This window comes from Pseudomonas sp. EGD-AK9 (assembly GCF_000465935.2).
Lineage (GTDB): Bacteria > Pseudomonadota > Gammaproteobacteria > Pseudomonadales > Pseudomonadaceae > Aquipseudomonas.
In genome coordinates, this window is the sequence record NZ_AVOF01000795.1 from 1 (window position 1) to 19,094 (window position 19,094).

Sequence of the window (19,094 nt, forward strand, 5' to 3'; positions counted from 1 at the left end):
GGCGGTGCTGGAAAGCCACGAACTGGCGCGCCAGGCCCTGGCCCATCAGCTGGAAGACTGCGGCCTGGAGGTGGAAAGCTTCGCCGACCTGGGCCAGCTGCTCGACGCCGTGGCCAGCCAGCAGCAGCGCGAACGCCCGCTGAGCCTGGCGGTGCTCGGCATCACCGCCGCCCAACTGCCGGCCGATGCCCTCGGCCAGCGCATCTGGGACCTCGACCGTCTCGGCTGCAAGGCCCTGGTGCTGTGCCCCACCACCGAGCTGGGGCTGTTCCACGAATCGCTGCCCGATGCCTACACCCAGCTGCAGGCCAAGCCGCCGTGCACGCGCAAGCTGCACAAGGCGCTGATCGAGCTGGCCTGCCCGCAACGCCCAGTCAGCGAGCCCGCGAACCTGGCCAGCAGCCGTCGCCCGCAGATCCTCTGCGTCGACGACAACCCGGCCAACCTGCTGCTGGTGCAGACCCTGCTCGACGATCTGGGTGCCCAGGTCAGCGCGGTGGACAGCGGCTATGCCGCCATCGAGGCGGTGCAACGCGGCAGTTTCGACCTGGTGTTCATGGACGTGCAGATGCCCGGCATGGACGGCCGCCAGGCTACCGAGGCGATCCGTCAGTGGGAAAGCGAACAGGGCCGCAGCGCCACCCCCATCGTCGCGCTGACCGCCCACGCCCTGGCCAACGAGAAGCGCATCCTGCTGCAAAGCGGCCTGGACGACTACCTGACCAAGCCGATCAGCGAACGTCAGCTGGCCCAGGTGGTGCTCAAGTGGACCGGCCTGAGCCTGCGCAACCAGCCCGCGGCGAAACCCCTCGAGGCACCCGTCACCTCGGCGCAGCCGCAGGTGCTCGACGCCGAGGAAGGCCTGCGCCTGGCCGCCGGCAAGGCCGACCTCGCCGCCGACATGCTGAACATGCTGCTGGCCGGGCTGCCCGGCGACCGCCAGGCCATCCGCCAGGCCCGCGAAGCCGGCGAGCGCAGCGCGCTGATCGAGCGGGTCCACCGCCTGCACGGCGCCACCCGCTACTGCGGCGTGCCGCAGCTGCGCGCCGCCTGCCAGCGCAGCGAAACCCTGCTCAAGCAGGACGACCCGGGCGCCCAGCGCGCCCTCGACGAACTGGATGCGGCGATCGCCCGGCTGACCGAGATCGCCGCGCAAAGCGCCTGAGGAGCCCGCATGCGCATCTGTCTGTTCAGCAGCAAGACCTACGACCGCGACAGCTTCCTCGCCGCCGCGCGCCCGGATGGCTGGCAGCTGCAGTTCCACGAGGCGCGCCTGACCGCAGCCAGCGCGGCACTGGCAAGCGGCTGCGAGGTGGTCTGCGCCTTTATCAACGACGAGCTGTCGGCGCCGGTGCTGCAGCACCTGGCCGCCGCCGGCACGCGGCTGATCGCCCTGCGCTCGGCCGGCTACAACCATGTCGATCTCAAGGCCGCCGAACGCCTGGGGTTGCGCGTGGTGCGGGTGCCGGCCTACTCGCCGCATGCGGTGGCCGAGCATGCGGTGGCGTTGATCCTGGCGCTGAATCGGCGCATCCACCGCGCCTTCAATCGCACCCGCGAGGGCGATTTTTCCCTGCACGGGCTGACCGGTTTCGACCTGCACGGCAAGACCGTCGGCGTGATCGGCGCCGGCAAGATCGGCCTGAGCTTCGCCCGCATCATGGCCGGCTTCGGCTGCCGGGTGCTGATCGACGACCCCTTGCCGGTGACCGGCCTCGATGCCATCGGCGCGCGCCAGGCGCCGCTCGACGAGGTTATAAGCCAGAGCGACATCCTCAGCCTGCACTGCCCGCTGACCGCCAGCAGCCATCACCTGATCGATGCCGCGCGCCTGGCGCAGATGAAGCGCGGCGCCATGCTGATCAACACCGGCCGCGGCGCCCTGGTCGACACCCCGGCGCTGATCGGCGCGCTGAAGAGCGGTCAGCTCGGCTACCTGGGCCTGGACGTCTACGAGGAAGAGTCCGAGCTGTTCTTCGAGGACCGCTCCGACCTGCCGCTGCAGGACGACGTGCTGGCGCGCCTGCTGACCTTCCCCAACGTCATCGTCACCGCCCACCAGGCCTTCCTCACCCAGGAGGCGCTGGCCGCCATCGCCCGCACCACCCTGGACAATATCGCCGCCTGGGCCGCCGGCCGCCCGTGCAATGAGGTCAGGGCCGGCGCGTGATAGCATGCCGGCTGATCCGGAGGACCCATGGCCGAACACGATTTCCGTTATTCCCTGCTCACCCCCCAGCACACCCTCACCGAGTGCCGCGCCCTGGCGCCGGGCCGCTATCAGGTCACCGGCAACGGCGGCTCGATCCAGGCCGGCGACAGCCTGCTGGTCACCCTCAAAGGCAGCCGCGACCTGCATATGCGCCTGGAGGTGGAAAAGGTCCGTCACCTGATCAACCCGCCCGGCCAGTGGCTGGCAGTGTGCAAGGGCCCGCAGTTCAAGGAGCTGGCCATCCACAACTGGCAGGTGAACTGCGACGGCTGTGGCAAGCAACTGGACTTCGAATTCGCCGTCGACGCCGCCCAGGGCAAGGCCGCCCAGGCGCCGGCCGCCGAGGCCCGTATCGCCGAACTGGGCTGGCGCAAGCTTGATGGCCAGCACCTGTGCCCCACCTGTCAGGAGGACTGAAACCATGCCCCGCGCCCTGCCCCTCGCCCTGCTCGCAGCCGCCCTGGGCGGCTGCGCCAGCGACGCGCCGCAACTGGAGACCGAGCGCAGCTACCAGGTGGAGTGGATCAGCGAACGCCCGCTGATCGACCGCAGCCACCTGACCATCACCTTCGCCGCCGACGGCCGCGCCCACGGCCATGCCGGCTGCAACCACTGGTTCGCCGGCTATCAGCTGCAGGGCAATGCACTCGCCTTCGAGCGCCCCGGCAGCACCCGCAAGCTGTGCGCCCCCGCGCTGATGGAACAGGAACAGCGCTTCCTCGACGCCATCGGCCAGGTGCAGCGTTGGGATTTCAACGCCATCGGCCAACTGCAGCTGTGGCCGGCCAGCGGCAAGCCGATTCGTCTCTGGGCGGAATGACGGCATAGCCCGGATGCAATCCGGGGCGGTTGCCCCAAGGAACTCCCGGATTGCATCCGAGCTACGCGAACAGCTCCAGCTGCTCCTGCCGCCCGCGCAGATCGTGCAAGCGCACCCCGACCCCGAGCAGACGCACCGGCTTGCCGCCGCGGGCGAAGGCATTGCTCAGCAGCTGTCGATAGCTGTCTAGATCGCGGCTGGCGCCGGCCTGCTCCAGGGTGGTCTGGGTGAAGTCGTGGAACTTGACCTTGACGAAGGGTTTGTCCGGTCGGTAGCTGGCATCCAGCCGCTGCAGGCGCCCGTTCATCTCCTCCAGCAGCGCCGGCAGCTTTGCCAGGCAGCTGTCCAGGTCGGGCAGATCCTGGTCATAGGTGTGCTCGACACTGAGCGACTGACGGCGGCTGTCCACCTGCACCGCACGTTCGTCGATGCCGTGGGCCAGGCGCCACAGGCGCTCGCCGAAACTGCCGAACTCGCGCACCAGCGCCAGCTTGTTCCAGTCGCGCAGATCCAGGCAGGTGCGAATCCCCAGGCGCGCCAGCTTGTCCGCGGTGACCTTGCCGACGCCGTGCAGCTTGCTTACCGGCAGCGCCGCGACGAAATCCTCGACCTGGTCGGGCGTGATGACGAACAGCCCGTTGGGCTTGCGCCAGTCGCTGGCGATCTTGGCCAGGAACTTGTTCGGCGCCACTCCGGCCGACACCGTGATGTGCAGCTCCTGCGCCACGCGCCGGCGAATTTCCTGGGCGATACGGGTGGCGCTGCCGGCGAAATGCGCCGAGTCGCTGACGTCGAGGTAGGCCTCGTCCAGCGACAGCGGCTCGATCAGGTCGGTGAACTGGCGAAAGATGCCGTGAATCTCCCGCGACGCGGCGCGGTACGCCTCGAAGCGCGGCTTGACGATCAACAGGTCCGGGCACAGCTTCAGCGCATGCCGCGACGACATCGCCGAGCGCACGCCGTAGGCACGCGCCTCGTAGTTGCAGGTGGCGATCACCCCGCGCCGTTCGGCTGAGCCGCCCACCGCCAGCGGCCGATTGGCCAGGCTCGGGTCGTCGCGCATCTCGATGGCGGCATAGAAGCAGTCGCAGTCGATGTGGATGATTTTCCTTTGATTCATAAGCTATTGATTTTACTTGTAAAAACCAAAGGAGAACGCCATCCGATAGCCGCTTTAATACCCTCTGTTTTCTCGGCTGGATTCTCTGGCTCGGACGACGCCAGAGCCATTGATCAACCGAAGAACGGGTGGCAGAACAAAGCTACTTGTCAGCCTGGGCTGGCCAGAATAGCGATCTCTGGGAGTGAAGCAACAGGCCAAGCACGGCATCGCTGGCAAACAGCGTCCTACACCAGTGCGCGTAGCGCCACATAGGCGCTTTGCAGGTGATAGGGCGTGGTTGAAGGCATGTCTTGCCGCAGCAGTTCGTCGGTGGCCCCCAGGACTTCATGCCACCCGCCTGAATGCAGGAAACGTTCGCGATAGTGCCTTGCCCACTGCGTCAGTATCTCCAGGGAGCGGATGCTCCCCTCCACCGCAAGCGCGCGGGCGAACTCCGTCTGCGCCCATATACGCTGCCTGTCGTCCAGTAGGGTACCGTCCGCCGCTATCGCGGCCGCCACGCCAAGGTTGGCTTGCATCACGCCGTGCCGATATGCGAAATCGAAGGCACGGTGCAATCCGGCATGTAGCTCCAAGCCGGCAAAAACCGCAGGTGCCCCTATGACCAGGGAAAACCACTCGAACTGATGGCCCGGTTCAATGCGGTTTCCCGCCTCCCCCATTGGCAGTTCCGCCACGCAGCCGTTGACCGGATCGACGAATCGCGCCTGCACCGCCCTGCCTATTTCTCGCAGGCGTCGTTTGTACCAGTCATCGCCTGCAATGTCGTAGGCCGCCAGATACGCCTCGGTCAAATGCATGATCGGATTCTGCAAAGTCCCGGCACCGATATCGGCGTAGTCCTCACCTAAGGCCGAGACGTACAGGCCGTTTCCGTCCGCAAAGCGCTTCTCGATCAGCTCGATCGTTTGCTTCATGAGCCCCAAGGCGGCTTCACCGCCACCTCGTTTGTAGTATTCGGCACAGGCATAGGTCACGAACGCGTAGGTATAGAGATCGCGTGTGCTGTCAGAGGGCTGCCCAGCCGCGTCAACGCTATGGATCCAGCTTCCCTTGCCATCGCCGAAATAGTCTTGCAACGAGAGAAACAATCGATCGGCATGGGCCGCAGCAGCACTGCCAGGCAGGCCTGCCTGGGAAAACACCAGCAATTGCCGCGCACACGCCATGGCTCGGTAGCGTTCGACTTGCAGAGGCAGCCCCGTGGCACCACTCAGCGCCTCATAAGGCAGGTTCAGGGCCATGTTCCAGCCGGTTGATCGCCACAACGACACGATAGTGTCCCGGTAATGGCGATCAAGCGCGGCGATGCCGGTGGCAAGAGCGAGCGGTGGTGTCGAACGCATGGAGTACCTGCTTTGGTTGGTGGCGCGAGAGACGAGCAATCCGATCCGGCGTGGGCAGACTGGCTAGGCTGGATTCTGCTCTGGCGGCAGCTCATCCCGCTCCTGCAGCAGTTGCTGGATAACCTCTTCCTGCATTTCATACCCGCCCTCTCCTATATGCAGGTAGCGAATACGACCACTGGCGTCGATGAAGTAGTGCGCCGGCCAGTAGTGATTGTTGAACGCATTCCACACTCGGTACTGGTTATCGATCGCCACAGGATGCTGAATACCCAGACGTTTGGTGGCTTGGCGCACGTTGTCGACTATCCGCTCATAGGCATATTCGGGCGTGTGCACCCCTATCACTACAAAGCCCTGGTCGGCGTAGCGCTGCGCCCATTGATTGACATAAGGCAAGCTGTTGCGACAGTTGATGCAGTCGTAGGTCCAGAAATCCACCAGCACCACCTTGCCGCGCAGGTCAGACAGGTCCAGGGCGGGGCCGTTGAGCCACTGCGTGGCGCCGGCCAGGGTCGGTGCCGGCCCCAGGTCGGACAGTACGGGAACGCCTGCGGGAGCATTGCTGGACAGTTGATCGAGCAATGCCGGCACCTCCTCCAGCACCTGACTCTCGAGCTTGAATGCCCAAGTGGAGGAGCCGAAGCTGGCCAATTGGCCGCTGGCGCCGCTGGCGATACCGATGACCGCCAGCAGGGCAACAATCCCGGCACCGCGCCGCAACCATTCGATCCAGCGCAACGATAGGCGAGCACGCTGGAACAGGCCTCGCCCGAGGCAGATCACTCCCGCCAACGCCACGGCATTGCCGAGCCCGAAGCTGAGCAGCAATAGGCTGGTCGAGGCACTCGGACCTTCGAGCATGGCGCCCGAAAGAATCAGCCCCAGGATGGGACCTGCACAGGGGGCCCAGAGCAAGCCGGCGGCGCAGCCAAGCAGCCAAGCGGATAACCCCGGTGATAGGCGCCGGGCATCGCCGTGCAGCCGGTTGCCCAGCCATAACCAGGGCCGAGATAGCCAGTTGCCGACGCGCGTCGATAGCAGCGCCAGCGCCGAGGCGGCCAGTAGACCCAGGGCGAAATAGCGCCCCCATTGACTGGCCCCTATCACCCAGTCGCTGGAAACGACTGCCAGGCTGGCCAGCACGGCGAACCCGGTGGCCATGCCGAGCAGGGTCAGCATGGGTGCCCAGATCGGCCCTCCGGCGCGAGACAGGAGCAATGGCAGCACCGGAAGAATGCAGGGGCTGAGCAGGGTCAGCACCCCACCAAGAAAGGCTACGAGCAACATAGGCACCTCGTGGACACAAAGAAGATCATCGGCAATGGCTGAGCAAGCCGGTCGCCCGAGGTCAGTTGCCTTCAGAACAGCTGCTGGAGAGTTTCCGATACTCGAGGCTGCGTTTCTGGTCCATCGAGTCCAGGTAGTCCATGCGCGCGCTTACCACCTGGCAATCCGCAGACGGCTCTTCATGTAACGCCAGGACCTTCTGCACATCCAACTGCGCGCCGTAGCGGTAGCGCTCCACCGGAATGGACTCGTCGGCCTGCACTGCCAGGCTGCCAAAGGAGAAAGCCGCTGCCAGGAGATAGGTGGCGCCGCGAGCACTGAGTTTCATAAAGGCATCCTCACTTGAGACTGATGGTGGACACGTCGGTGCATCCACCTGGTGCTCATTAGAGTGCTGGGCGGTATCGTCGATATGTCGGCGATCAGCCTCTTGTGCCGCATCAGGTATCGCTGGCGCGTTCTGATACATGTGGATACTCGAGGCCGGCGGTGCATGCTCAAGTAGCGGAAGGGAGGTCGGATACACTGCAATACAAAGGGCGGCGGGCAACTGCCGTCGGCGGCGATAAACTCAAGCGCGCAACGACGAAGAGGAGCGCCCATGGAGCATGTCGATCACATCCTGATAGTTGACGATGACCGCGAGATCCGCGAGCTGGTCGGCAACTACCTGAAGAAGAACGGCCTGCGTGTCAGCCTGGCCGCCGATGGCAGGCAGATGCGAGCCTTTCTCGAGGGCAATACGGTCGACCTCATCGTGCTCGACATCATGATGCCCGGTGACGACGGTCTGCGGCTGTGCCGGGAGTTGCGCGTGGGCCGGCACAAAACCACGCCGGTGTTGATGCTGACCGCGCGCAACGAGGAAACGGACCGCATCGTCGGACTGGAGATGGGAGCCGACGACTACCTGACCAAGCCCTTTTCCGCTCGCGAGCTGTTGGCCCGGATCAATGCCGTGCTGCGCCGCGCGCGCATGTTGCCGCCGAACCTGCAGATCAGCGAAAGCAGCCGATTGATCGGCTTCGGCCAGTGGCGCCTGGATACCAGTGCGCGGCACCTGCTGGACGCCTCGGACACCCTGATCGCCCTCAGCGGTGCCGAATACCGCCTGCTGCGAGTGTTCCTCGACCATCCGCAGCGGGTATTGAGCCGCGAACAGCTGCTGAATCTGACCCAGGGGCGCGAGGCCGACATCTTCGACCGTTCCATCGACCTGCTGGTCAGCCGCCTGCGCCAGCGTCTGCGGGACGACGCGCGCGAGCCGATGTACATCAAGACCGTGCGCAGCGAGGGCTACGTCTTCTCCTTGCCGGTGCAACTGCTCGAGTCCCCCGCGTGATCGGCCCACGCAGCCTGGCGGCGCGGCTGACGCTGCTCTTTCTCTGCGGTCTGGTGCTGGCCTACGGCTTGTCCTTCACCTCCCAGTTCTACGAGCGCTATCAGACCGGCCGCGACGTGATGCTGGGCAACCTGGAGCTGGACGTGAGCACTGCCGTCGCCCTGATCGATCGTCTGCCGGCGGCAGAACGCGCCGAGTGGCTGCCCTTGCTGGAACGGCGCAACTATCGCTATCGCCTCGATGAGGGGCTGCCAGGGCGCCCCATGGACATGGCCGAACCCCACATGGCCGCTGCCTCGATCGAACAGGCGATTGGCCGGCGTTACGCCCTGCGTTTCGAAACCATCGACGGACCGCGGCCGCACTTTCAGGTCCATCTGCAATTGAGCGACGGCAGCCCGCTGACTCTCGATGTGACGCCGGCTCCCATCCCGGTCGCACAGTGGCTGCCGTTGGTGCTCGTCCTGCAACTGGCCTTACTGCTGCTGTGCACCTGGGTCGCCGTACGCATGGCGATTCGCCCGCTGACGCAGCTGGCCGACACCGTCGAGCAGCTCGACCCGGACGCCCCGCCCGCACCGCTGGACGAGAGCGGCCCACGGGAAGTCGCCCATGCGGCACGCGCGGTCAACACCCTGCAAGGCCGCATCGCCGCCTACCTGAAGGAGCGCATGCAGCTGCTGGCGGCCATTTCCCATGACCTGCAGACCCCGATCACACGCATGAAGCTGCGGGTCGAACAGATGCCGGACTCGGCGGAACGGGAGTCCATGTGGAGCGATCTCAACGAGATGCAGCACCTGGTTCGCGAGGGCGTGGCCTATGCCCGCAGCATGGAGGGGAGCCGCGAAGCGCCGTGCCGGGTGGATCTGGACGCCTTTCTCGACAGCCTGGTACTCGACTATCAGGATAGCGGCCAGGCCGTCAGCCTCCACGGGTACAGCGGTGCGCTCCTGGAAACCCGGCCCTACGCCTTGCGGCGGGTATTGAGCAACCTGCTCGACAATGCCCTCAAGTTCGCCGGCAGCGCCCAGCTGCAGGTGCGAGCCGACAGCGAGGGCCATGTGTGCCTGCAAGTGCTGGACGATGGCCCGGGCATCGACGAGGCGGAGCTGCAAGAGGTCTTCAAACCCTTCTACCGGGTGGAAAGTTCGCGTAACCGCAGCACCGGCGGCACCGGCCTTGGACTGGCCATCGCGCTGCAGTTGAGCGAGTCCCTGGGCGCCCGCCTGAGCCTGAGCAACCGCGAAAGTGGAGGGCTTTGCGCACAGCTGGAGCTGAATGTAACGCCCTGAGCCAGGGATACAGAGCGATACAGCACGCCTCCTGACGGACATATCCGGGACAAGCCGCCCGGTGAGCATAGGCCGCCTGGCGACGGCATTCCGCCGGCCGCACCCATGCCAAGGCCCTCACCATGAGTCGTATACCCTCCTCTGCAAGCCCCGGTAGCTCTCTCTTCTCCCCGCTCGAGAGGGTTTTCGCCAGGATCGACCGTTACGGCGCCTGGAGCGCCGACCTGCCACTGCGTCTATTTCTGGCCTGGGAGTTCTTCGAAGCCGGCCTGGAGAAGTGGAACGGTCAGAACTGGTTCGGCCATATCCAATCGGCCTTTCCCTTTCCCTTCAGCGCATTTCCAGCCGAGCTGAACTGGCAGCTGTCGATGTGGATCGAACTGATCGCGCCCCTGCTCCTTCTGCTTGGCTTGGGGACCCGCCTCGCGTCGGTGGTGCTGATGATGCTGACCCTGGTCGCCATCGCAGCGGTGCACTGGCCGGCGCAGTGGTCCAGCCTGTCCGAACTGCTTATGGGCTACTCCATCAGCGACAAGGGGTTCGGCAACTACAAGCTGCCGCTGATCTATCTGGTCGCCCTCTTACCGCTTTTCCTCAAGGGCGCAGGCCGCTTCAGCCTGGATGAACTGCTACGCAACAGACGCTGACCCACAAGCGAGAATGCCCGCCACCTGAAGTGTGCGGGCATTTTGCGTTGGTACCTGGCACCGCCCCTTGCACCTGAAACTGCCGTTGCGAACCGCCTGGTGGTAACGCAACTGCAGCAGCTCTCTTTAGGGAACGAGAACACCGCCCCCTCTCAAGAAGCTCAGGGGTGTTTAGACGATCTGCATCGAACTCTAGACGCTTGGCCCCCAAGAGCACGACGTATCAAGCAACACTGCCAACGCACCCAATGTGCGGTACGTCGGGTTTATTAGTCGATCATCTATCGGCTGCCTAAACAGCCTCAACCTTAATGCCATCACGAATCACCACCTGGATGGTCCTTTTATGGCCGCTTGATCGAGCCCGTTAATAACGAACGTTCACCCAGTTACAGGAAACCTACACGATGAAAATCAACACTCAGTATCAAAGCAGTTCATCCGAACAACTATCGATTGGTAACAAAACCATGGCGATTGGGGTCTACGGCACCTATTTCGCCCTTGCGGTCATCTACCTCTGGTTCGGCGGCATGAAGTTCACGCACTATGAGGCCGAGGGGCTGGTTCCGCTGGTGGGCAACAGCCCCATCCTGGGATGGACCTATGCGATTTTCAGCGTCGACACTTTTTCTCGCCTGCTCGGCGTCCTCGAGATCTCGATCGCCGTTCTTATTGCGGGGCGCCTGCTCTCACCAAAGCTCTCGCTGATTGGTGGCGCGCTGTCTGCCGGGCTGTTTCTTACGACCTTGAGCCTTATGTTCTCGACACCGGGGGTGATTGAGGCCGGCCTCGGTTTTCCGGCCATCACCGTCGCCCCGGGCCAGTTCCTCCTTAAGGACCTTGGCCTGCTTGCCGCCTCGGTATTCGTGGCCGGACATTCTCTAAGCGAATTGGAGGCCTCTTGAGCGGCCGGCTATTGCTCTAGGTACGGACTGAAGTTGTCGGGGGCGTCAGGCGCACGTCTGCCCCTACAGCGCCCCACGCACTCCCATCATCATCCGCCTGCTGCTGCCTAGCCGCCGCGAGTACCTCGTGGCGGCGATTTAATACTCTACAGCGTGCCGGGGATTGGTTCCGCCACCGCTTATTCTGAACGCTGAGCTGCTAGTTGATTGTCCAGAGTGGATGGCCATTCATCAAAGCCGCCGCCCATTCTGTGAAGGCCCGAACCTTTGCAGATAAGTGCCGCGTGTACGGATACACGAGGTTGATCGGCATGCTATCCAGCTCCCACCCTGGCAACACCTCAACCAAACCTCCCGATTGAAGATGTGGGTTTGCCTCGGCGCGCGGAACCGAGACAATGCCGAGCCCGGCTAGCCCAGCAGTGATATAAGCACTGCCATTGTTGAAACGCATCACCGGTAGCTGTTCGATCACAAAGTGCTCATCGCCACGATGAAGTACAGGGGTAAGCTGCCTGCCTGAGGCGGGAAAGGTGAACCCGAGGTAACGATGCACAAGCAAATCGTCTGGCTTCAATATCGGCATGGAATCGAGCAAATAGGCGGGTGAGGCGCAGAGGCAAAACCTCATCAGCCCCACCGGACGGCTCACCAGATCCTGATCGGCGACCGTACCACCTCGAAAAGCGCAATCGATGCCTTCGTGCACGAGGTCAACTACGCGCTCGCTGCAGCCGATATCCAGTTGAATCTGCGGATGTCGCGCGGTGAACTCCGGGAGCGATGGGATAACCAGACAAATACCGACTGGCGAGGGCATTTCAACCTTCACCCGGCCACGAACAACGCTACGGCTCTGCGCAACAGAAGCCTCCAGTTCGTCGAGATCATCCAGTAGCAAACGTGCACGCTCATAGTAGGCGGTGCCATCCGTGGTCGGAGAAACTCGTCTAGTGGTCCGATGCAGCAGTTTCACTCCTAGCTGTGATTCAAGTGCTTGAATCTGCCCGGAAATTGTCGTTTTCGCCACGTTCAGCACTGCTGCCGCCGAAGTAAAACTCCCCACTTCAACGATGCGGCAGAACGCACGCATTGCCTCTAATCGGTCAAAGGCCATGATTGTTCGTATTTCCGTCCAGTGAAAACGAGTCAAGCCAGTTTATCCGAGACATTGTGATCAATAAAGTTTCTCCAAGGCCGAATTCCGTCGGTCCTGTGGAGAAAAATATGAGCTCAAAACGCCTCAACTACTACCAAGCAGCGCCTCAAGCGATGAAGGCGATGCTTGGCCTCGAGAAAGTCGCTTCGGAATCGGTGCTGCCCGGACCGTTGCGTGAACTTGTTCGAATCCGCGCCTCTCAGATCAACGGCTGCGCCTATTGCATAGACATGCATACCACTGACGCCGTGAAAGCAGGCGAAAGCCTTCGTCGCTTGATGGCCGTGAGTGTATGGAAGGAAACGCCCTTCTTCACCGAGCAAGAGCGTGCTGCTCTGCTGTGGACCGAGACACTAACGCTGGTAGCGAGCCAGCACGCGCCGGATGAAATCTACCAAGAAGTAGCAGCCCACTTCAGCGCTCAAGAGCTGGCTGAGCTGACGTTCGTGATCGCCGGCATTAATGCCTGGAACCGTTTTGGCGTTGGTTTTGGAATGCAGCCGGAGTGAACTCGATGAACATGTATGTCAAAGCAATTTTTTTCACGGCCGCCGGGCTACTGAGTTCCGGTGTTATGGCCCACGGTACCGGTAGTGAAGGAGAAACCGTCACTCCGATTGCGCAAGCCGTTGTTCCTCCCCACGTTTTTAAGCATGCGACGGCGGTTCGTGTCGATTACGCACCAGGTGCTACTTCTACAGCTCACCGGCACCCTGGACACGTGTTCGTCGTGGTCCTGAGCGGAGAGATTGAATCGGCCGTTGACGGATACCCCCCTCAACGGTTCAAGGCCGGTGAAGCCTGGTATGAAAGCCCAAGACAACTGCATCGGGTGTCCCGCAATGCAAGTAACTCCGAGCCAGCATCCCTAGTGGCGTGGCTGCTGTCCGACGGTAAAAAGGAACTCGTCCAGCCCGTCACACTGAAGAAGTAACGCTCAGCATGTGCTCAATTGCGCCCAGCGCCGGGCGCATTCAACGAGTGCGGAGCAGTTGATTGGCAACCGTACTCCTGACATTAAAAACCACTACCAGCTTATAACTTAAGTTTGCTTTTGGAGATCCTGATGAAAATTCTCAAAACCCTCATTATCTGTGCTCTTGTAGGAGCTTCCGGTGCTGTTCTCGCCGAAGGTGGAAGTGACCGACTTATTGAAAGAATCGAGACTCGGCATGGTGGGACTACCAGTAAATGATATTTGGTAGTCGGCTACATCCAAGCTGGATGTGATGCCAAGGACGGCTCCCCGCATACATAAGTCGCTGCACCCAAGAATCCGCCTTGGGTGAAAGTCCCTCAGTAATTCTGCGGGTTGCTAGGGAAACTCCGCACAAGTCAGCCACGGGCAGCCTATCGGCGACTAAATCGCTTTTTGCCCGGCCCTCGGCAACAGATTGCAGCAGAAACCCGGCTTTGACCGGTTTTTGCGTTTTACAGACGTACCGCACCTGCATCGGCAAGCAATTGCCGACGGGCCGTACATAGGATCGACAGGACGAACAGTGTGACCGGTTGTGCGGTGTTCTTGGTCAGTCCCCGGAAGCGCACCTTCACGCGGCCAAACTGCCGCTTGATCAGCCGGAACGGGTGTTCGACGCCGGCCCGCACCTGTGCCTCGACCTACTCGATTTCGCGCCTGACATTGTATGGGCCACTGCGCTGACTTAACTGCTTGTAGGTGCTGCGCCATGCCACGATCAGCCGGATGACCTCGCGCCCTGCATGCTCGGGACGTTTCTCCACCCCAGTGGAGCGGGCATCGCCACAGACCACGTTCTCCTCACCATGCAGGAGCTTTTCGACCTAAGGGGTATCGGCACCACGACCAGTTAATGCCAACGACCTTGCGCCCAGGCATAAGTGATGTCGCCACACCTGATTGGAAAGCACTGTGGTCGAAGCCCGATATAATTGCTTTAGGCATCGGAGACTTCGACGTGGCCGGCTCTGCACTGGTGAGATGCCCAGGCAGCTTCATCTCTTAATAATCCTGCGAGCGAGGAGTACACCATGCCACTCTCTCTTCGAGGTCTATCCGCGTTCGCGGTAAGCGCTCTTTTTTGTGTTACAGCCAACTCACAAAGTGCCAATGACGTAAGTCAACCTCCCGCCATACTTCCGCTGCAATCAGAAGCTGCGCCAAAGCTGATTGCTTACCCTCCGCTTGCCGAGCCTCTGGCTCGCGGGGTAGTCATAGTCCAGTACCGGGCGGAAAACATTCGCATCATGCCGGTGTTCGGCAAGGAGGCAGCCGATGTGTCGCCGCGCCTAGGACACCTGCACGTGACCTTGGACGGCTCCCCAGGTACCTGGGCGCATACCAGCGGCGACCCGATCATTGTTGTCGGGCTGAAGCCCGGCACCCACAGGATGCTGCTCGATGTGGCCGACCCGACTCACAAGATCCTCACCAGTACGGAAGTTATTTTCACGGTTCCGCAGCAGCGGCCTATGGAGCCTGCCATGAACTAACCAGGGCAAAGTCCTCCGCGTGAGGTACTGGTCTGTCCGGGAACTGAGGGACAGGTAGTTAAGAACTTTGGACTACCTCGATCTTGCCTACTTCAAGCGCGTAGAAAAAGGCGGTCACTTCTCCATCTGAGAAGAGCTGGATCCGTTCAGCTTCGAAGCGCGCACCGCATTCAGGTCGTTGCGCTGATCTGCCGGCCTCGGGGCGCTCGTCGGTAACACGGGAATCGCGATAGGATATCGGGGCGCCCCCTGCCGGTAGAGATGTGTTCAAGCTTCCCGGCCGCCCCATTTTGAGTTGCCTGGCTAATACCTTAGACCTTGGCACACAGAACGGCCGCCTTGATCAAGCGCCCATGGTCATACCAGGCATGCCTCTGGTATACCGAGTAACTTCTATCGCCTGGCGAACCGGATAACTCAACAAGACCTGAAGCTTGGACGGGATCGGGCTTTCCGACAAAGAGCATCGACGTCTCATTATCCTTGACGACAAATGTCTCTTCGCCCTTATGAACATCCGCCTTTATGCAGTCGAAAAATTCGACATCATGTTTTAGAGTTGTTCCCGAATAACTATCATGGCCCAATCTGATGTCGGGACTCTGTGCGCAGCCAACCAGCAACAGGGTCGGCAGAAACGCAGCACTCAGTCCCTTGAGCACAACTGAATACTCGTGTCGCACAACATTCTTGACGGTCATAATTATGCACTCCGACCATAAACGCTTATCGTACACAGTGAAAGTAAAATCTCGCTTCAGATCAGCATTAAAGCCAGACACTGATCGCCGCCGTAAATTGACAGCTTAACGTCATGACCCGACTGATCAGTGCAGGTCGAATGCAAGCCATCAACGTCATTGCCTTGCGTAGACCAACTTCTGTTCTCGCTCTCCAGGCCAGATATGGCCGGGCTAAGAAGAACAATGACAATGGCGATCCCTTTCATCGATTTCATCTTTCACCACCTTTCAACGTCAGCCTTAACAAAAGCTAGCCTTTGCACATTGGCAAGGGCTGCTCGTGCGAAGAGAAGAAGGCCATCGCAATCACCCAGTTACTGAGCGTTAGTGCACGCACCGTTTTTTCAATAGGGTCACTGCACGAACTCGCCAAAAGCGTGAGCAACCACGAGCGGCCGTCTTCGGTCTGACGTATCAGAGTCCACTTTACTCCGGGCAACCATTCGCGCAGGTAGCACTCGATGTGTGGTTGGGCTTGAGGACGTGTAGTGATCTGAAGGAGCAGGTTCATATTGATTGCCTCAGCGCTCTTTTGCCCAGGACCGTGAAATTTCACTGCACGGCCCTGGGCGTTGCGGTAACTGCGGGATTAGGCAACGACCGGAATCAGTGGATCGGCTGCGGCAAGTGCAGCGCTCCGATCAGCAGCCGGCGGATAAATCCAGACGCTATTGATCTGCTGCTTGAGCGACTTGGCTTCATCTCGCACCATTTGCACCTGTCGGTCCCAGCCCTCGGTGAATACAGCGCCCCAGGCTCCCAAATCCAGGCAGGTCACGTACTTGGCTTGGCGATATGTAGTTGGCTGTACGCCCAGGAGGCTGGCCGCAGCGTTGTTGCCAGCCGAACGGCCGAGAGCAATTGCATGCTGGCAAGACATGAGGGAGCGGTTGCCGTTTCCGTCCGTAGCCGCATTGGCCACGTCGCCAGTTGCGAACACGTCCTTCTGACCCGGAACCTGGAGGTTGTCGTCCACGTACAGGCGGCCGTAGTCGTCGCGCTCGCCAGGGATCTGTTCGGTCAGAGAACTCGCACGCACTCCGACGGTCCAGATCACGGTATCTGCGTCGATGCGCTCGCCGTCGGCCAGAATCACACCGCGCTCATCTACAGCAGCGACAAGGCTGTTCAGACGCCACTCCAAGCCCAGCTCCTCACTTGCGGAGACAATGGCGGAACGCGGTCCCTCACCCAACGCTGCGCCGATCTCGCGCCCGCGATCGACAACGATGACCCGGATATTGGCGTTCTCGCCCAGGGCGGCGCGAAGCCGGGCGGGCATTTCGGCAGCGGTCTCGATACCGGTGAAGCCACCACCTGCAACTACAACGGTATTGCGGCTGGGCGAATCGGGCCGTGCGCCCAGGGACGATATATGCCGCTCAAGGCGCACCGCCTCGTCCAACTGATCCACGTCGAAGGCATGCTCAATACCGGCTAGCGCCGGGCGCACCACCTTGCTACCGGAGGCGAGGACTATCCGGTCATACGCCAGCTCCGCAGCCTTGCCCTGGGCGTCGCGGTAGCTGACCACCTGGCGCTCTACGTCGATATGCTCGGCCATGCCCTTAACGAAAGTCACGCCCACAGCGTCGAACAGTTTGTTGAGGGGGGCAACCATGCGATGCACATCCGGCTCGTAGAAGCGTGGACGGACATGGAGTTCGGCCTGCGGCGCAAGGACCAGGACTTCGACGTCATTACGGTTGTGTTTGTCCAGCAGACGAGTGGCGCTGAGCGCACTCCACATGCCACCAAAACCGGCACCGATGATGAGTATGCGTTGCTTCATGTGAATCTCCAGAAGTCGAAATAGGGTGATCAATCAGGATCAGCGCACCCGGCTGCAGCAATGCCGGAAAGGCGTTCATCGTTTCCAGGGCGGGCCGATAACTACGACTATATGAGTCGTAGTTAGATCGAGCAAGCTTTTCTCTCCTGAACAGTGCACCGTTCGTCGCCGTTATCAGGCATCCACCTTCACGCGCTTGGTTTGTCTGGGCTTAAGGCATAATCTGAATAGAAGGAAGCCCGCTGGCGAGCATGCTTGACGCTGACGCCCGTGGAATTCCCTTAGAAATCCTCATTAGAAATACGATCACTGAAGGCGGAGTTATCGCATGGCTTTGTACAGTGCAGGCGTGGAATACGGGATTCACTGCCTGCTTTTTTTGACTGACGAGAAAGGCGATGGGCGCGAGGCCAGCGTGCGATCGCTGGCAGAGCTGCAAGGCGTTCCGCCGGAGTTGCTGGCCAAAGTGTTCACTCGTCTGGCCAAGGCTAATCTGGTGGTTGCGACCGAAGGAGTGCGTGGCGGCTTCCGCTTGGCTCGCCCTGCCGACGAGATCACGGTGCTGGACATCGTTCGGGCAATCGACGGCGACAAGGAAATCTTCGAGTGCCGCAACGTGCGCCAACGCTGCGCGGTGTTCCAGACCGGCTGCCCGGAACCAGATTGGGAGAGCGCTGGTCCTTGCAGCATCCATGCGGTCATGCTTCAGGCCCAGCAGCGGATGGAGGAAGCGCTCGCTCAGCAGACCATCTTGGATATCGTTCGCCGGGTTGCGCGCAAAACGCCGCCAGAGTATGGCGAACAGGTGCTGAAGTGGATGAACTGACCTGCCCTGAGAACGCCGGTCAGCCGTTACTTTGTGGGAGTCGGCCTCCAGAACAGGGCCTAGCCTTGCACTTACAAGCCCTGGCTCTGGTTCAGCCCCGTTTTCCCCCAACCTTCAAGTGCGCCCCAGGGATTTCATCCAGTCTCGGGGGCTTTGCCCAGTCTTGCGGCGAAACGCCCGAGCCAGAGCTGATGGGCTTTCATAACCGACCTCGTCGGCGACAATTGATATCGGTCGCCCTTCGCGCAGATGCTTCTGCGCGACGCTGATGCGCCAACTCAGCAGATAATCTGCTGGCGTCTGCCCTACGACGGAGTGGAAATGAGCAGCATAGGCGGCGCGCGACATGTTCGACTCGCTAGCCAGCTCAGCAACCGACCAGGAGCGCTGAGGTGCGTTGTGCATCTGTACCAGAGAGCGCGCCAGGCGCGAGTCGGACAATCCCGCCATCATTCCGCTGTTCAGCGCACGCTGATCGAGGAGATGCCGCAGCAGCAAGATGATCAGCAGCTCGAATAGGCGATCAAGCACGGCCTCCCTGCCACAGTGTCCGGCAGCCGCCTCCGCGAACAACCACCTCAATGTGTCGGCCAGCAGCGGCAGCTCGTCGAGAGGCAACACCAAAAGATCGGGTAACGACGCAGATAACGGGTTGCTGGCACCGCCATCGAATTCCATTGAAGCGCACACGAGCTGGGCGCCCGTGGGTTCGTCGGCGATCAACTTATGCCGACTGGGGCGCGGCAGAAAAATCAGGCTGGGCCGGCTGAGCAGCAGATCCCCCCCATCGGGGCGCTTTAAAGTGACGCTGCCAGCCTGCAAGAGATGAAAGTGGCCATGCGGCTCGATGCCATCGTACGTCGCCACGCCGCACAGTCTGCCATTATGAAACAGCCTTGCGCGGACGCCGAACTGCGACAACAGGGTGGACAAACGATCCATATCGGGCCCTATGGAAGCATGCGGACGATCAGTATCCTATCACCAGCAGTTTGGGTCCAAGCATGATCCTGCCCAGGTCTTGGTCAAGCGCGCCCTCAGCAACTACCCCGGCCGGCGAAATTTTCAGGTCAGCCAATCGTCAATGTCAGGGACGACAGCAATTGTCCGCACCTCCAA

Annotated in this window: 22 protein-coding genes and 1 pseudogene; 13 read left to right on the plus strand and 10 right to left on the minus strand. The window is 61.4% G+C overall.

Features of this window, described 5'->3' with window-relative positions; translation table 11 throughout:
• The 4 genes from N878_RS23955 to N878_RS23970 all read left to right on the plus strand — a co-directional run.
• Window positions 1-1,165 (plus strand): response regulator (locus N878_RS23955; RefSeq protein ID WP_021446019.1); only part of this gene is annotated, 1,165 nt, incomplete at its 5' end.
• 9 nt (window positions 1,166-1,174) lie between these two features.
• The gene (locus N878_RS23960) at window positions 1,175-2,170 is read left to right on the plus strand and encodes a 2-hydroxyacid dehydrogenase (protein ID WP_021446020.1); all 996 of its coding nucleotides are present in this window, start codon (window positions 1,175-1,177) and stop codon (window positions 2,168-2,170) included.
• A 27-nt stretch (window positions 2,171-2,197) separates the two neighbouring features.
• The gene (locus N878_RS23965) at window positions 2,198-2,629 is read left to right on the plus strand and encodes a hypothetical protein (RefSeq protein ID WP_021446021.1); all 432 of its coding nucleotides are present in this window, start codon (window positions 2,198-2,200) and stop codon (window positions 2,627-2,629) included.
• A 4-nt stretch (window positions 2,630-2,633) separates the two neighbouring features.
• Window positions 2,634-3,032: an META domain-containing protein gene (locus N878_RS23970; RefSeq protein ID WP_021446022.1), complete on the plus strand. Its 399-nt coding sequence runs from the start codon at window positions 2,634-2,636 to the stop codon at window positions 3,030-3,032.
• A 61-nt stretch (window positions 3,033-3,093) separates the two neighbouring features.
• Here N878_RS23970 and dinB read toward each other — a convergent pair whose 3' ends face one another.
• From dinB to N878_RS23990, 4 genes are all read right to left on the minus strand, one after another.
• Window positions 3,094-4,152: a DNA polymerase IV gene (gene dinB / locus N878_RS23975; protein ID WP_021446023.1), complete on the minus strand. Its 1,059-nt coding sequence runs from the start codon at window positions 4,150-4,152 to the stop codon at window positions 3,094-3,096.
• 227 nt (window positions 4,153-4,379) lie between these two features.
• Window positions 4,380-5,501: an AGE family epimerase/isomerase gene (locus tag N878_RS23980; RefSeq protein WP_021446024.1), complete on the minus strand. Its 1,122-nt coding sequence runs from the start codon at window positions 5,499-5,501 to the stop codon at window positions 4,380-4,382.
• Between the two features lie 63 nt (window positions 5,502-5,564).
• Complete coding sequence (locus N878_RS23985) at window positions 5,565-6,791, minus strand: cytochrome c biogenesis protein DipZ (protein WP_021446025.1); 1,227 nt, start codon at window positions 6,789-6,791, stop codon at window positions 5,565-5,567.
• Between the two features lie 61 nt (window positions 6,792-6,852).
• Window positions 6,853-7,119 (minus strand): DUF2790 domain-containing protein, encoded by a 267-nt coding sequence (locus N878_RS23990; protein WP_021446026.1) that lies wholly within the window; start codon window positions 7,117-7,119, stop codon window positions 6,853-6,855.
• A gap of 273 nt (window positions 7,120-7,392) precedes the next feature.
• Here N878_RS23990 and N878_RS23995 point away from each other — a divergent pair, with 273 nt between their 5' ends.
• From N878_RS23995 to N878_RS24010, 4 genes are all read left to right on the plus strand, one after another.
• A complete protein-coding gene (locus N878_RS23995; RefSeq protein ID WP_003243444.1) occupies window positions 7,393-8,133 on the plus strand; it encodes a response regulator in 741 nt (246 codons plus the stop codon).
• Complete coding sequence (locus N878_RS24000) at window positions 8,130-9,428, plus strand: ATP-binding protein (RefSeq protein ID WP_021446027.1); 1,299 nt, start codon at window positions 8,130-8,132, stop codon at window positions 9,426-9,428. The genes N878_RS23995 and N878_RS24000 overlap by 4 nt, the downstream gene beginning before the upstream one ends.
• A gap of 122 nt (window positions 9,429-9,550) precedes the next feature.
• A complete protein-coding gene (locus N878_RS24005) occupies window positions 9,551-10,075 on the plus strand; it encodes a DoxX family protein (RefSeq protein WP_021446028.1) in 525 nt (174 codons plus the stop codon).
• 407 nt (window positions 10,076-10,482) lie between these two features.
• Window positions 10,483-10,983 carry a YkgB family protein gene (locus N878_RS24010; RefSeq protein ID WP_021446029.1) on the plus strand — a complete coding sequence of 167 codons (501 nt, stop codon included), beginning with the start codon at window positions 10,483-10,485 and terminating at the stop codon, window positions 10,981-10,983.
• Between the two features lie 199 nt (window positions 10,984-11,182).
• Here the strand turns inward: N878_RS24010 and N878_RS24015 are convergent, their stop codons facing one another.
• Window positions 11,183-12,136, minus strand: a complete 954-nt coding sequence (locus tag N878_RS24015) for a LysR family transcriptional regulator (RefSeq protein WP_256218131.1) — start codon at window positions 12,134-12,136, stop codon at window positions 11,183-11,185.
• A gap of 74 nt (window positions 12,137-12,210) precedes the next feature.
• Here N878_RS24015 and N878_RS24020 point away from each other — a divergent pair, with 74 nt between their 5' ends.
• From N878_RS24020 to N878_RS30665, 3 genes are all read left to right on the plus strand, one after another.
• Complete coding sequence (locus tag N878_RS24020; RefSeq protein ID WP_021446031.1) at window positions 12,211-12,651, plus strand: carboxymuconolactone decarboxylase family protein; 441 nt, start codon at window positions 12,211-12,213, stop codon at window positions 12,649-12,651.
• 5 nt (window positions 12,652-12,656) lie between these two features.
• Window positions 12,657-13,076, plus strand: coding sequence for a cupin domain-containing protein (locus tag N878_RS27515; protein WP_082457939.1), 420 nt, complete (start codon window positions 12,657-12,659; stop codon window positions 13,074-13,076).
• Window positions 13,077-13,208: 132 nt separating this feature from the next.
• A complete protein-coding gene (locus N878_RS30665; protein ID WP_368664884.1) occupies window positions 13,209-13,337 on the plus strand; it encodes a co-regulatory protein PtrA N-terminal domain-containing protein in 129 nt (42 codons plus the stop codon).
• A 236-nt stretch (window positions 13,338-13,573) separates the two neighbouring features.
• Here the strand turns inward: N878_RS30665 and N878_RS27520 are convergent.
• Window positions 13,574-13,945, minus strand: a pseudogene (locus N878_RS27520) (transposase); the annotation flags it as partial.
• A 207-nt stretch (window positions 13,946-14,152) separates the two neighbouring features.
• Here N878_RS27520 and N878_RS24025 point away from each other — a divergent pair.
• Window positions 14,153-14,614, plus strand: coding sequence for a DUF6130 family protein (locus N878_RS24025; protein ID WP_031304011.1), 462 nt, complete (start codon window positions 14,153-14,155; stop codon window positions 14,612-14,614).
• A 311-nt stretch (window positions 14,615-14,925) separates the two neighbouring features.
• Here N878_RS24025 and N878_RS28670 read toward each other — a convergent pair whose 3' ends face one another.
• The 3 genes from N878_RS28670 to N878_RS24035 all read right to left on the minus strand — a co-directional run bounded on the left by N878_RS28670 (window position 14,926) and on the right by N878_RS24035 (window position 17,149).
• Complete coding sequence (locus tag N878_RS28670; RefSeq protein ID WP_147459024.1) at window positions 14,926-15,315, minus strand: hypothetical protein; 390 nt, start codon at window positions 15,313-15,315, stop codon at window positions 14,926-14,928.
• A gap of 56 nt (window positions 15,316-15,371) precedes the next feature.
• Window positions 15,372-15,572 (minus strand): hypothetical protein, encoded by a 201-nt coding sequence (locus tag N878_RS24030; RefSeq protein ID WP_156350942.1) that lies wholly within the window; start codon window positions 15,570-15,572, stop codon window positions 15,372-15,374.
• A 374-nt stretch (window positions 15,573-15,946) separates the two neighbouring features.
• A complete protein-coding gene (locus tag N878_RS24035; protein ID WP_021446036.1) occupies window positions 15,947-17,149 on the minus strand; it encodes an NAD(P)/FAD-dependent oxidoreductase in 1,203 nt (400 codons plus the stop codon).
• 328 nt (window positions 17,150-17,477) lie between these two features.
• Here N878_RS24035 and N878_RS24040 point away from each other — a divergent pair, with 328 nt between their 5' ends.
• The gene (locus tag N878_RS24040; protein WP_021446037.1) at window positions 17,478-17,975 is read left to right on the plus strand and encodes an Rrf2 family transcriptional regulator; all 498 of its coding nucleotides are present in this window, start codon (window positions 17,478-17,480) and stop codon (window positions 17,973-17,975) included.
• 114 nt (window positions 17,976-18,089) lie between these two features.
• Here the strand turns inward: N878_RS24040 and N878_RS24045 are convergent, their stop codons facing one another.
• Window positions 18,090-18,917: an AraC family transcriptional regulator gene (locus N878_RS24045; RefSeq protein ID WP_021446038.1), complete on the minus strand. Its 828-nt coding sequence runs from the start codon at window positions 18,915-18,917 to the stop codon at window positions 18,090-18,092.
• Between the last annotated feature and the right edge of the window lie 177 nt (window positions 18,918-19,094).